The organism is Cryobacterium sp. Hh11 (assembly GCF_004404045.1).
In the GTDB taxonomy this organism is placed as follows: Bacteria; Actinomycetota; Actinomycetes; order Actinomycetales; family Microbacteriaceae; genus Cryobacterium; species Cryobacterium levicorallinum.
Map to the genome: position 1 here is coordinate 1 of NZ_SOHF01000002.1, position 12,782 is coordinate 12,782.

The 12,782-nt window shown below is 67.0% G+C and carries 11 protein-coding genes, 1 rRNA gene and 1 pseudogene; 6 read left to right on the top strand and 7 right to left on the bottom strand.

Translation table 11 applies throughout. From position 1 onward, the window contains the following. Positions 1-262 precede the first annotated feature (262 nt). Positions 263-379 (top strand): 5S ribosomal RNA (gene rrf / locus E3T46_RS00020). A gap of 177 nt (positions 380-556) precedes the next feature. Here rrf and E3T46_RS00025 read toward each other — a convergent pair. Next, positions 557-748: a hypothetical protein gene (locus tag E3T46_RS00025; RefSeq protein WP_134576976.1), complete on the bottom strand. Its 192-nt coding sequence runs from the start codon at positions 746-748 to the stop codon at positions 557-559. 174 nt (positions 749-922) lie between these two features. Continuing rightward, positions 923-1,783: an RDD family protein gene (locus tag E3T46_RS00030; protein ID WP_134576977.1), complete on the bottom strand. Its 861-nt coding sequence runs from the start codon at positions 1,781-1,783 to the stop codon at positions 923-925. 17 nt (positions 1,784-1,800) lie between these two features. On the opposite strand from E3T46_RS00030, the gene E3T46_RS00035 reads away from it, so the two are divergent. Next, the gene (locus E3T46_RS00035; protein WP_134576978.1) at positions 1,801-2,796 is read left to right on the top strand and encodes a stage II sporulation protein M; all 996 of its coding nucleotides are present in this window, start codon (positions 1,801-1,803) and stop codon (positions 2,794-2,796) included. A 1-nt stretch (position 2,797) separates the two neighbouring features. Here E3T46_RS00035 and E3T46_RS00040 read toward each other — a convergent pair whose 3' ends face one another. Genes E3T46_RS00040 through E3T46_RS17700 form a run of 5 tightly spaced genes read right to left on the bottom strand, consistent with a single transcriptional unit; the run spans position 2,798 to position 8,109 of the window. Beyond that, positions 2,798-4,105, bottom strand: a complete 1,308-nt coding sequence (locus E3T46_RS00040; protein WP_134441794.1) for a DUF58 domain-containing protein — start codon at positions 4,103-4,105, stop codon at positions 2,798-2,800. Positions 4,106-4,107: 2 nt separating this feature from the next. Continuing rightward, positions 4,108-5,103, bottom strand: a complete 996-nt coding sequence (locus E3T46_RS00045) for a MoxR family ATPase (protein ID WP_134576979.1) — start codon at positions 5,101-5,103, stop codon at positions 4,108-4,110. After that, entirely contained in the window at positions 5,100-6,335 is a 1,236-nt protein-coding gene (locus tag E3T46_RS00050; RefSeq protein ID WP_134576980.1) for a DUF4350 domain-containing protein, read from the bottom strand. The genes E3T46_RS00045 and E3T46_RS00050 overlap by 4 nt, the downstream gene beginning before the upstream one ends. Further along, the gene (locus E3T46_RS17695; RefSeq protein WP_166790130.1) at positions 6,332-6,991 is read right to left on the bottom strand and encodes a DUF4129 domain-containing protein; all 660 of its coding nucleotides are present in this window, start codon (positions 6,989-6,991) and stop codon (positions 6,332-6,334) included. Before E3T46_RS17695 ends, E3T46_RS00050 begins: the two co-directional genes overlap by 4 nt. Continuing rightward, entirely contained in the window at positions 6,988-8,109 is a 1,122-nt protein-coding gene (locus tag E3T46_RS17700) for a hypothetical protein (protein WP_166790131.1), read from the bottom strand. The genes E3T46_RS17695 and E3T46_RS17700 overlap by 4 nt, the downstream gene beginning before the upstream one ends. Positions 8,110-8,263: 154 nt before the next feature. Between E3T46_RS17700 and mtrA the strand changes: the two genes are divergently transcribed. From mtrA to E3T46_RS00075, 4 genes and pseudogenes are all read left to right on the top strand, one after another. Next, complete coding sequence (gene mtrA, locus E3T46_RS00060) at positions 8,264-8,944, top strand: MtrAB system response regulator MtrA (RefSeq protein WP_134441789.1); 681 nt, start codon at positions 8,264-8,266, stop codon at positions 8,942-8,944. A 45-nt stretch (positions 8,945-8,989) separates the two neighbouring features. Further along, positions 8,990-10,627: an MtrAB system histidine kinase MtrB gene (gene mtrB, locus E3T46_RS00065; protein WP_134472172.1), complete on the top strand. Its 1,638-nt coding sequence runs from the start codon at positions 8,990-8,992 to the stop codon at positions 10,625-10,627. Then, entirely contained in the window at positions 10,620-12,332 is a 1,713-nt protein-coding gene (locus tag E3T46_RS00070) for an LpqB family beta-propeller domain-containing protein (RefSeq protein WP_134576982.1), read from the top strand. Before mtrB ends, E3T46_RS00070 begins: the two co-directional genes overlap by 8 nt. Positions 12,333-12,440: 108 nt before the next feature. Beyond that, a pseudogene (locus E3T46_RS00075) lies at positions 12,441-12,782 on the top strand (hypothetical protein); the annotation flags it as partial.

The following is a 12,782-nucleotide window of genomic DNA, read 5'->3' on the forward strand; positions in this document are numbered from 1 at the left end:
GGGGACTAAAGACCCATGGAGCTGACCGGTACTAATAAGCCGATAATTTGATAACACTCAGTTTGAAGAAGCTGCTTTAGCGTCCACTATGTGGTTCTCGATGTACGGTCGAGAACAACCGCTCTTTTGAGAGCACCAGTACTGTAGAGTATTGGAATACGTAACATAATTGAATAGTTCACTCAGAGTGTTTGGGTGGCGAAGCGATAATTGTTCGAAACGACTTGACGATCACACTTCGGTGTGATTCATCACAAGATGTTTCGGCGGCTATAGCGAGAGGGAAACGCCCGGTCACATTCCGAACCCGGAAGCTAAGACTCTCAGCGCTGATGGTACTGCAGGGGGGACCCTGTGGGAGAGTAAGACACCGCCGGACTTAACTTAGAAACAAACAAAAAGGCCACCCGAAAGGGTGGCCTTTTTGCGTTAACGAGCCACCCCAGGGTGGCCCTNGAGCCACCCCAGGGTGGCCCTTTTGCGTTAACGTGCGTTGCCGGGACTAGTCGTCTACGCGGGTGGCCCGTCGCTGTTCGCTGATGCGGGTCTCCTGCGCTTATCCAGCTGCGACGCGCCCAATCGGCGCGAGGATGGCGACCTTCTCGCCGATCCACTCGTCTGCGGCTGGCATGGCCATGACCAGTGCGAGGAGCTTCGCGGCCCCCGCTCCGATGATCACGGCGCCGTTGATATAGACATAAAGAATCGGTGGCATCGCCGTGCCGAATACCGGTTCGGCCAGGAACACCTGGAGCCCCCAGTAGTGCGTTCAACGCAGCGAGGTTTCCATTCCCGACGCGCCGCCCACGTGTGTCAAGTCGCAGCGAGCATGTTCCCGCTCGCACTCATCCGTTGGTCGAGCTTGTCGAAACCGCCATCGACCAACGCGAGGCGGTCTGCGAAAACCAGCCACTGTGGTTCTCTAGCGGTTGGGGAAGCCGTGGGGGAGGCCGGTCAAGACCGGGGCCAGGCGGGCGAGACGCTCACGTTCGAGTATGAGCGCGGTGTACTCGCGTTCGCGGCGCACTGCGGCGACTCCAGCGAGAAGGTCCTCGGCGGAAGTTCCAGGCAATGGCGAGACGAACGGAGTGACCTCGGCGGCCAGGGATTGAGCCAGGCGCTCGCGCGTGAGCGGAGTGAGGTGTGGAGACTGGCGCAGGTATTGGGCGACGCGGCGGGACAGGCGGTCGGGCAGCCGGGCGATGTCGACGGTCTGGGACCAGACCAGGAGTTCTGAGGGGAGCGGTCGCACGACCTCGCGGTTGCGCGGCACGCGCTCGTGCTGGCTGTAGGTGCCGGCGAGCAGGTCGCCGAGTCGCTTGGAGCGGCCATTGAGGAGGGCCACGGTTGCGGCCAGTCCGCCGACGGTCATCACAATCTCAAGCACGCCGGTGAGGGAACGGATGAAGGCGTGCCGCAGTGAGATCGCTCCGCCGTCGTCGCGCACAATGCGGGCGCCAATGGCGAGTTTGCCGAGCGAACGGCCCTGTGTGAGAGTTTCGACCAGCACTGGCACGACCAGAATAGAGAAGACCAGTGCGGCGATCACGACCGCCTGGGTGAGCGCCGGGTCGGCGCTGTCCCCGAAGGCCACGAAGAAAGCCAGCAGAATGAGCAAGTACAGGGCTGCGTAGGCGATCGTGTCGATGATTGAGCCGGCAGCGCGCAGAATGACGCTGGCCGGCCGCACGTCGAGCGCCACCGCCTCGCCGGTCACGAGCTCGTCATCGCGCGCCAAGTCGTCATGTTCGGCACGATCAGACGGACGCGCGGTCTCCTTCATGTCTACTATTGAACCAGATGGATCTTGACGCATACACGGCAGCGCATCGCGCAGACTGGGACCGCCTGACCGAGCTCGGGGCCAGTCGGCGTCTGACCGGTGCCCAGGCGGACGAGCTGATCGAGCGGTATCAGGGTGGAGCCACGCAACTCTCCGCCATCAAGTCCACCGCCGGGTCGACCCTCGAGGGGGATCGGCTGTCGGTCGGTCTGTCGCGGGCGCGGCTGAGGTTCACCGGCGTGAGTGCCAATGTTTTGGCGCAGATTCCCCGGTTCTTCCTGGCTCAGCTTCCCGCGGCCTTGTACCGGCTGCGCTGGCTCACCCTCGCCGTTGCCGTCGTGACGTTCGCGGTCGCCGCGCTTTACGCCGTGTGGGCGTTCAACGATCCGCAGGTGCTGGCCAACCTGGGAACGGATGCCCAACTCGCCCAGATCGCGAATGAGGATTTCGTGGGATATTACTCGGCGAACCCGGCGGCATCCTTTACCGGGTTGGTCTGGACCAACAACGCCTGGATCGCTGCGCAGTGCATCGCTTTTGGCATCGTCGGAGTGTACGTGCCGTTCATTATTCTGCAGAACGCGATGAACCTCGGGACCACGGCGGCCGTCATGTTCGCCTATGACAAGGGTGACGTGTTCTTTCTGTATATCGCTCCGCACGGTCTGCTTGAGCTCACCGCGATTTTTGTGGCGGCGGCCGGTGGGCTACTGATCTTCTGGGCCTGGATCGCTCCCGGCGCACGCACCCGCGGGCAAGCCCTCGCCGAAGACGGGCGGGCGCTGTTCACGGTGGCGATTGGTCTGGTTTTCGTGCTGCTGGTGTCCGGCATTATTGAGGGCTTCGTCACCTCGCAGCCGTGGCCGTGGCCGGTCAAGATCGGCATCGGAGCGGTCGCTCTGGGTGCCTTTCTGGCGTACATGATCGTCGTCGGTGGCCGTGCCTTCCGGGCCGGCGAGACCGGTGACCTCGGCGAATTCGAAGCCGGAAGCACCCGAATCTACAGCGCCTGAGTTAGAGCCGCCCGGCGGCCTTCAGCGCGATGTACCGGTCGGCCAGGGCCGGCGGAAGCTGCGCGGGGGAGTCGGTGACGACATCCGCGCCCAGCTGACGGATCGCGGCCGATACGCGGGCCACGTCGAGCAGGGCCCGCTCAGCTGCCGCAGCCCGGTAAATCTCGTCGCGGCCTCCGCGCTCACCGGCCGCGAGAACGGTGACCGGGTCGAGAACGGATGCCACCACAACCGTGTGCCGTTTGGTCAGCTGGGGCAGCACCGAGAGCAGCCCGGTCGAGGCGCCGGCAGCGTCGATCGAGGTCAGCAGCACGATCAGGGCATGCTGGCTCGTGATCGAGCGCACCTGGCCGGGAACGGCCGCCCAATCCATTTCGATCAGTTCCGGGTCGATCAGGGCCATGGAATCGACCATCTGCGCCAGCAGCGCGGCCCCGCTGGCGCCCTGCACCCGACCGCGCACCCGCCGGTCGAAGGCGAGAAAGTCCACCCGGTCGCCAGCGACCGAGGCGAGGGCGGCGAGCAGCAGCGCGGCCTCGAACGCGGTGTCCAGCCGTGGTTCGTCGCTCACCCGGGCCGCCGAGGTGCGGCCGGTGTCGAGCACAATGACCACGCGGCGATCCCGTTCCGGCCGCCAGGTGCGCACCATCACATCGTTCCGCCGGGCGGTGGCGCGCCAGTCGATCGAGCGCACGTCGTCACCGCGCACGTATTCACGCAGACTGTCGAATTCGGTGCCCGGCCCGCGCACCATCACGCTGGTACGCCCGTCGAGCTCCTTCAGTCGGGTGATGCGGGACGGCAGGTGTTTGCGAGCGTGAAACGGCGGTAGGACCCGGATGTGCCCGGGCGCGTTCAGGGTCACCTGACGGTTCCAGAGACCCAGCGGGCCGCGGGACCGCACCGTCACCTCCAGTGTTCGACGTTCGCCCCGGCGAAAGGGCGTGAGCACGAGCGAGACGAGGCGCCGTTCTCCCGGCGGAATTTCGATCGGGGTGCGGTTGGTGCTGGCACCCGCCGACGGTTGCCAGGCGTCGCGCACCACGCCGACCAGGCGTCGACGGCCGGAATTGCTGAGGTAGAGCCCGCTCGTGACCGATTCGCCGAGTCGTACGCGGGCGGGCAGCATCCGTTCGACGGTCAGTGCGCGCGGCGAGGCGGCGAGAGCGAGGTCGATGCCGCCGAGCACGATCACCAGCAGCAGCCAGGCTGAAAGCAGCCCGAAAGCGACCGGCGCCGTGTTTCCGAGCAGCACGATGGGCACCACGCCGAGAGCGACGAGTGCAACGAACCGTCCGCTGATCGTCATCGTTAGATCGGAACCTGAACCTGCTGCAGCACGCCGCGCAGTATCGCATCGACCGAGACGCCCTCGAGTTCGGCCTCGGGTCGAAGCTGCACGCGGTGCCGCCAGACCGGCAACACCATCGCCTGCACGTGATCGGGCGTGATCGCGTCATACCCGCTCAGCCAGGCCCACGCCTTGGCCGCCGCGAGCAACGCGGTCGTTCCGCGCGGGCTCACGCCGAGTTTGACCGAGGGGCTCACGCGCGTGGCGCGGGCCAGGTCGACGAGGTAGGCGAGCACATCCGCGCTCGAACCGACCCGAGAAATCGCAGCCTGCGCCGCCGCGAGTTCCGCCGCACCCAGCACCGCCGTGACGCCGGCACCGGCCAGATCGCGCGGGTTGAATCCGGCCGCGTGGCGCCGCAGCACCTCGATCTCCTCGGTGCGCTGCGGCACGTCGAGCACGAGTTTGAGCAGAAACCGGTCGAGCTGGGCCTCGGGCAGCGTGTACGTGCCCTCGTACTCGATCGGGTTCATGGTCGCCGCCACGATGAACGGCTCCGGCAGCCCCAGTGACTCGCCGTCGACGCTGACCTGACGTTCCTCCATCGCTTCGAGCAGTGCCGACTGGGTCTTCGGCGGCGTGCGGTTGATTTCGTCGGCGAGCATGATGTTGGTGAACACCGGCCCCCGCCGAAACTCGAACTCGCCGGCCCGTGCGTCATAGATGAGCGACCCGGTCACATCGCCCGGCATCAGGTCGGGCGTGAACTGGATGCGCTTGGTATCGAGGCTCAGCGCCTGGCTGAGCGTGCGCACGAGCAGCGTCTTGGCCACCCCCGGCACGCCCTCGAGCAGCACATGGCCGCGGGCGAGCAGGGCGATGATCAGCCCGGTCACCGCGCCGTCCTGGCCGACGACGGCCTTGCCGACCTCGGCGCGCACCCGGTTGAGCGACGCGCGCAGGGCTGCTGCCTCATCGGCGACCGGAAGTTGGGTAGGCGTGGTGGGAATCGTCATGGTTCCATTCTTTCGGCTGGATCGGTTAAAGACTGTTGTGAAACGGATGCCGCCACTCCCGCAGCGACGGCCCTGCTGGCCGCGCGTTCCAGAGCCTGCAGCGCGTCCGACAATGCCAGAAGTTGGGCATCGCTGGTGGGAACAGCCTCGACCAGTACACTGCGTACCTCGGCCGGGGTGCGCCCGGTGATCTCGGCAACGGCGAGCATGATCTCCTCCAGCTGGGCGAGACGCCCGAGCCCGACGGTGCTGGCGAGTCGCTGCACCGCCCCGATTCGGAGCGCATCGAGGGCGCGCAGCCGGGCATTGCCGCGGGCATAGAGCCGGGCGCGACCCTCCATGGTCTCGCTCGCTTTCACCGTGACCGGCAGGTTCTCGGCCACGAGCGGCCCAAATCGCCGTCCCCGCCAGAACGCGGCGGCCACGGCGGTCAGCCCGAGCAGCAGCAGCACCGGGGTCACCCAGCCGGGCGTCAGCGCGGCGAGCGAGGGCGGCCCGGTGCGGGGCAGGTCGGCGAGCGTCGGCAGGTACCAGATCAGGGAGTCACTCTGGCCGAGCAGGCCGAGGGCCAGCGCCGCGTTGCCGTAGCCGGCCACGTTCTCGTTGTTGAACACCCGCAGGTCGGCGACCAGTGTGGTTCGGTCGTTGGCGACCATCGAGAATGTGTTGTCGCCGCTCGGAAAACAGCCCATCAGCAGGGAATCGGCCGGAAGGGACAGCGTGTCGCCGCCGGGAATCAGCTCTTCGGCGCGGTTCGCGGCCGGTAGGGCGCAGTCGGCGACGAGCGATTCCGCGCCGGACACCCCGCCGAAACCGACGGTCGGAGCGAGCGACTGCAGGGTGAGAAAGTCCGGCGCCACGACAACGGTGCGCGCGGCCAGCCGGGTCAGCTGGGCCAGCTGGGAATCGACCAGATAGCTGTTTTCGTCGTAGAGCAGAACGGTTGAATCCGTTTCGGCCAGGCTTCGCACCTCGGCCAGGGAATCGGCCAGTGTCACGGTGACGCCCTGCTGGCGCAGCACCTCGACCAGGGCCATCGAACCGGCCGGAGCGGGGTTGTCCCCGGCCAGCGCGCGGCCGGCGACGTTGGCGCCGCCCGACACGAGCACGGCGACGATCGCGACGACGATGATGCCGGCGCCGGCGATGATCCAGAATGAGGAACGGCGCAGCTGGGCGCGCAGGGTCGGAGTGGCGACATCCGTTTCACCAACGATCACGGGCGCGCTCACAGCACTCCAGTCAGCGGCGCGGGCGATGCCGCGCCGAGCTCGGCGTCCAGCTCCGTGAGGGCGCGATACTCCGCCTCCGTGCCGGCCTGCTCGAGGTAGCGCACGCGGTCGAAAATGTCAGCGGCGCTCGAGAGGGCAGCGCCGGACTGGGGGAATGCCAGCCCGGCCCGCGCTGCGAAATCGTGCGCGGTCGTGCCGGGGGTGACCGTCAGCACGGTGCGCTCCGCGAGCCCGCGGGCCACGGCGCGAAAAATCTCTTCACAGGCGAGGCTCCAGTCGCCCACGCTGGCAGCTCGAGAGGCCGCCGTACGCATCTCGGCGCTGCTGCGCTGGTCGACGGCGCCGAACAATTCGCTGCTGATCCGCCGCCGGAGAGCCAGTTTCGGAGCCCCGAACACCAGCCAGCTGGCCACGATCGCCGCGATCACGACCAGGGTCGCGAGTACCGGCAGCCAGTTGGCACCGCCACCGGACGGCAACGTCAGCGACTGCAGCCAGTCCAGAAAAGTCTGCGCGACCCGATCGAACCAGGTCGGCCTGGCCGCGGTGTACTGTGCCTTGGCGAGTTCCTCGCGCAACCAGCTGCGGGCATCCGGTGCGCCGGGATCAACCGGGACACCGACCGCGCCGATGAGCAGCACCACGGCCACGGTCATGGCGCCGGGTGCCCGGTGACCAGATAGGGGTCCGGCACGTCGAAGCCCTGCGCCGCCGACTCCACGTAGCGTGCGAGTTCCAAATCGAGGCCCTCTTTGCGCATGCGCAGGTCGAGGTAAATCAGCGCGATGGCCGCCGACTGTACGACCGCGGCCACGGCCGCAATGGGGATGACAACGATCAAGGTGACCACGACCGTCACGATCGACGATTCGAGGGCAAAGGCACCGTTGGGGTCGACCAGCACGGTTCCGAAGCCGAGTACGAGCGAGACGGGAAGGCTGACGACCTGGCTGATGACCTGCACGATCAGGGTGACCAGCAGCAGCACGCCGAGCGTGCGCCAGAAATAGCCGCGAGTGAGCGACCATGACCGAATAACGGATGCCCGCACGCTCAAATTTTCGAGCACGATCAGGCTCGGCACCACACTGGTCTTGGTATAGAAGTAGAAGCTCGCCGCAGCGAGCAGCAGCCCGCCAAAGACGCCGACCAGAACCCCGGCGACGACGCCCGCGACACCGCCGACGGCGATCAGCAGCACCACGATGCCGGCAACCACGGCGACGCCGAGCAGCAGCGCGCCGGTAATGAGGAGGGTCCAGAGCGCCAGTGGCCAGAGGCGGGTCGCCGCTCGCCGCCACAGAGCGCTGAGTCGCTGCTTTTCGCCGAGGGTCGCGCGGGCCACCTCGACCACAATGATGGCCTGCAACAGTGCCGAGGCGATCACGGTCAGGGCCAGCGGAATAATGGCCGAGAGGACGCCGGTCAGCACTGAGCCGGCCGCAACGGCGTCCTGCTGGTCGAGCGGGGCGCTGTCGATCCGGTCGAACGCCCACAGCGTGACCAGGCCGACAATCAGCACGGTGACCAGCATGATGGCCGCCTGAATGATCAGACCGCTGCCGAACGTCGCCTTGGGGTTTCGACGCAACACCTGAAAGGATGCCCCGAGCAGGGTGCCGAGACCGATCGGTCGCAGCGGGATCAACCCGGGCTTGGGCGGCGGCGCCCAGCCCTGCCCCGGACGGGGGCCCTGGTAGGAGGGTGTCGGCGTGGCAAACTCCCCGTATTGGGGCGGAACCGGGGAGTCGGGGGCTTGCCAGTGGTCGGTCACCATTCCATGCTGGCACAGGTCGCTCGAAGAAACGCCCGCGCGACCACTCTGTCAGCGGTCTCGGCTACTCTTATGCCAGACTTTGCCCTACTCATCGGGCAATCTGCCCCGCGCACCATCAGAACACACCTGACCTTGTTCTGGAAAGAGACCCATGACCGCACGCATTTTGGTTGTCGATGACGACACCGCCCTGTCCGAGATGATCGGTATCGTTTTGCAGGGCGAAGGCTTCACCCCGGGCTACTGCGCCGACGGATCACTCGCCCTCGACATTTTTCGCACCGAGAAGCCCGACCTGGTGCTGCTCGACCTCATGCTGCCCGGCCTCGACGGCATCGAGGTCTGCCGCCTGATCCGGGCCGAATCCGGCGTACCCATCATCATGCTCACGGCCCGCTCCGACACCACTGATGTGGTCAAGGGGCTCGAATCCGGTGCTGACGACTACATGGTCAAGCCGTTCAATCCCAAGGAACTCGTCGCCCGCATCCGCACCCGCCTGCGTCCGCCAGCCGTCGACGGTGCGCTCAGCCTGCACATCGGCGACCTCGTCGTGAACGCGGTCGGCCATGAAGTCACCCGCGGAGACGCTTCGATCAACCTCACCCCGCTCGAATTCGACCTGCTGCTGGCCCTCGCCTCCAAACCGCAACAGGTGTTCACCCGGGAGATGCTGCTGGAGCAGGTCTGGGGTTACCACTACAAGGCTGACACCCGGCTGGTGAACGTGCACGTGCAACGACTGCGCGCCAAGGTCGAGCACGACCCGGACAATCCGAAAATTGTCATGACGGTGCGCGGCGTCGGCTACCGTGCCGGTGTCGTCAGCTAGCCCCACCGTGAACGTCAGGCAACAGCAGAACCGGTGGGGCTCCCCATGCCGCAACTGACCTATTGGAGCAGACCGCGCAACTGGCCGCGTCTGCTGCGTTCGTCGTGGCGATCCTCCCTGCAGTTTCGTACGGTGACCATTTCGGTCGCCTTCTCCGGGCTGGCCATCCTCGTCGTCGGCGTTTATATGTCGGTCAGCATCGGCAATGACCTGTTTCAGTCTCGGCTCAGCCAGGTGCTGCTCGATTCCAACCGGGCGACGAGCGCCGCGCAGAGCCTGTTTGATGCCTCGGATGCCACGGACCGGGTTCAGGTCCAGAACCTGCTCAGTTCCGCTCGAACCTCCATCTCCACGACGTCATCGAGCCGGCTGGTCGCCGTGCTTCGCGTGCCCGGCCAGGAATCGTCGACCGTTGCGCCGCAGGACTCCTCGACGTTCGGGCAGTCCACCGGGGTGATCGGCGCCGACCTGCGCACCCAGGTCCAGGGCAACAACGGTGAGCAATTCTGGCAATCGGTCACTCTGACTGGCGAGACCGCGACCGTCCCCGGCATCGTCGTGGGGTCGCAGATCACCGTTCCGGTCGCGGGCCGCTACGAGCTCTACATCGCGTACAGCCTGCAAGACGCCGAAGCGACGCTGCTCTTCGTGCAGCAGACGCTCGGCGTCGCCGGTGTCGCCCTCGTGCTGCTAATCGGGGCCGTGACCTGGATAGTGGTTCGTTTCGTCGTCACACCGCTGCGGGTCGCCGCCGAAACCAGCCAGAAACTGGCCTCCGGCGACCTCATGGTGCGCATCCCGGAGAAGGGCGAAGACGTCATCGCCACGCTCGCGCGCTCATTCAACGGAATGGCCGACAGCCTGCAAAGTCAGATTCGTGAACTCGCCGACCTGTCCGAGGTGCAACAACGTTTTGTCTCGGATGTCTCGCACGAACTACGCACGCCGCTGACGACCATCCGCTTGGCCGGTGATGTGCTCTACGACCAGCGGGCGAGTTTTCCGCCGGCGACCGGGCGCACGGCCGAGCTGCTGCACACCCAGGTGGAGCGGTTTGAGCTGCTGCTGAGCGACCTGCTCGAAATCAGCCGCTACGACGCCGGCTCTGTTGAGCTGGAGAGCGAACCGACGAACCTGGTTTATCTCGCCGAGGACGCCATCGACAGCCTGCGATCCCTGGCCGAATCCAAGGGCAGCGACCTACGGCTGGTGGCGCCGGGCGGGTACCTCAACGCCGACGTCGATCCGCGACGCATCCGTCGGGTGCTGCACAACCTCATCGGCAACGCTATCGAGCACGGTGAGGGCAAACCGGTCGTGGTGTCGGTCGACAGCGACGCGAAGGCGGTCGCGCTCGCCGTGCGCGATTACGGCCTGGGCATGAGCCAGGCCGAAGTCGCGCACGTCTTCGACCGGTTCTGGCGCGCTGACCCGTCCCGTCAGCGCACGATCGGCGGCACCGGCCTGGGGCTGGCGATCTCCCGGGAAGACGCGAGCGTGCACAACGGATGGCTGCAGGTCTGGTCCCGTCCCGGCGAGGGTTCCTGCTTTCGGCTGACCCTGCCCCGCACCGCCCAGGGCCTGCTCGAATCCTCGCCCCTTCCGCTGCCACCCGCCGACGCCACGGACCAGCTCGGCGAGTCCGGGCACGTTCCCGTTCTGGGCGGAGGCCCGCATGCATAACCACCATTCACCGTGGCGCGGCTGGGTCGGCCGCGTTGTACCGGCCGGGCTCGTCGCTATCGCGCTGGCCGTCGGCCTGGGCGGCTGCACCGGCATTCCCCGCGACGGAGTGGTGCACGCCGGAACGGACCTCGTCCCCGACGCCAATCCGGCTCCGGTTTTTCTCCCGGCGCTGCCGCAGAAGGACGCATCAACGGATTCCATTCTGCGCGGGTTCATCGATGCTTCCTCGAGCCCGGAGAACAACTACGATATCGCTCGCCAATTTCTCGTTCCGCAGTTCGGTTCCGTCTGGGACCCCACCGTCGCAGTCACGGTCGACAATGGCTTCGGGCGCACACTGACGGTCGTCGACGAGGGCACAACGCTCGTGGCCATCACGCCGATCGCCGAGGTGGACGTGTCCGGCGAATACCTCGAGGTCGACGCCACCCCGGTTCCGTTGCGCTACGAATTTGCGAAGGTCGGTGACCAGTGGCGCATTAGTGCGGCCCCCAACGGCACCGTCATTGACGAAAACACCTTCAATGATGTGTTCAGCGCTCAGCCGGTGTACTTTTACGACCCAGGGTTTCGCTATCTGGTGCCGGACCTGCGCTGGTTTCCGCGCGGAGCATCCGCCCCCACCAAACTGGTCAACGCCGTGCTCGGCGGGCCGAGCGCCTGGCTGGATGGCGCGGTCGCCACGGCGTTCCCGGCCGGGTCCAAACTCACCGCTGACGCGGTACAGGTTGTGGGGCGCCAGGCCATGGTCGATCTGAACAGCGAGGCGCTCAACGCCGATCGGCAAACCCTGCAGCGCATGAAGGCGCAGCTCGTGGCCAGCCTGCCAGCTGGCCTGTCCGTTGACATCACGATCGACCAGAACTCCCAGTCCATCGACGACCTGCAGTCGGGGGCTCTCACGGTGGACCCGCGCGTCGACGCCCGCGCGCTCGTCTTGCGCGGCGGTGAATTCGGCTTTCTCGCCGCGACCGGGCAAAGCATCACCCCGCTCGACGGGCTGTCGGCGACCATCGCCCAGCTGGCCCCCACCGCGGTGACGCTCTCGTCCGGCCAGGGAACAGCCGCGGTTCTCGCCGCCGACGGAGTCTACGTCGTGCGCGCCGGCGACGACCCCGAGCTGCTCGATTCTCGCTCGGGCCTGCTCGCGCCGTCCATCGACAACGACCGCTTCGTCTGGTCGGTGCCGTCGAATGACCCGAGCGCGCTGGTCGTCTACAGCCCAACGGGGGAAGCGACAGTGTTGCCAACACCCTGGCCGGAGGCGACGTCGATTACCGCCCTGAAAATCTCCCGCGACGGCTCCCGGCTGATCGCCCTGCTCGGCACCGGATCCGAAACCCGATTCGTGGTCGCGTCGATCATTCGTGCCGGGTCGGTTCCCACCGGCATCGGACCGCCGGTACTGCTGGCCGGAGGCGGAGGGATCGGCCTCGATGCGACCTGGATCGACGAATTGACCGTCGCCTCGCTCAGTGCCCTGCCGAGCGGCGAGTCCCGCATCGTCACGCAACAGCTCGGTGGCGTCAGCTCCACCCTGGAATCGCCCGCGAGCAGCCGGTTCATCGTCGGCAGCAACTCGGTGCGCGACCTGCGTGCCCTCACCGACACCGGTAGCCTCGAGGTGCAACGCGGAGCGGGCTGGCAGGCCCGCATCGACGACGTGACGCTGCTCGCCACCCAGCAGGGTCTCGGGCGCTGAGCGCGCGCTGAAGCCGGCCGACTCCTCCACCGGCGGCGTCCGGGCGCGGCCGTCCGTCACCCGCCCGCTCGCGCCCATCCGCGCCGCAGCATCGGGCACACTGGCGCCATGAGCCACCGGCTGCGTGACCACCTGACCGCTGCGGCACTGGACGCCTGGGCGGCGCTGCTGCCCACCTCCTGCAGCGGCTGTGGAGCCGCTGATCGTGCCCTGTGCGCGGCCTGCCGGCTGGCGCTGCTCCCGGCCGTGCACCCGGTCACCCGCGACGACGTGCGCATCTGGTCGGCGCTCACCTACGAGGGTGTGGCCCGCCACGTGATCGCTGCCTACAAAGACAACGGGCGCACGGATGCCGCCGCGGCGCTGGCCGCACCGCTGCGAGCAGCCATCGTGGCCGCGCTCGCCGCCGCACCGAGCCTGCCCGCACCGAGCCGGGTCGCGCCGAGCCGG

Excerpts from the sequence above, each read along its gene's own strand:
- E3T46_RS00040 (WP_134441794.1), bottom strand. The coding sequence starts at position 4,105 with ATGACGATCAGCGGACGGTTCGTTGCACTCGTCGCTCTCGGCGTGGTG.
- mtrB (WP_134472172.1), top strand. The coding sequence starts at position 8,990 with ATGCCGCAACTGACCTATTGGAGCAGACCGCGCAACTGGCCGCGTCTG.
- E3T46_RS00035 (WP_134576978.1), top strand. The coding sequence starts at position 1,801 with ATGGATCTTGACGCATACACGGCAGCGCATCGCGCAGACTGGGACCGC.
- E3T46_RS00045 (WP_134576979.1), bottom strand. The coding sequence starts at position 5,103 with ATGACGATTCCCACCACGCCTACCCAACTTCCGGTCGCCGATGAGGCA.
- E3T46_RS00030 (WP_134576977.1), bottom strand. The coding sequence starts at position 1,783 with ATGAAGGAGACCGCGCGTCCGTCTGATCGTGCCGAACATGACGACTTG.
- mtrA (WP_134441789.1), top strand. The coding sequence starts at position 8,264 with ATGACCGCACGCATTTTGGTTGTCGATGACGACACCGCCCTGTCCGAG.
- E3T46_RS00070 (WP_134576982.1), top strand. The coding sequence starts at position 10,620 with ATGCATAACCACCATTCACCGTGGCGCGGCTGGGTCGGCCGCGTTGTA.
- E3T46_RS17695 (WP_166790130.1), bottom strand. The coding sequence starts at position 6,991 with ATGACCGTGGCCGTGGTGCTGCTCATCGGCGCGGTCGGTGTCCCGGTT.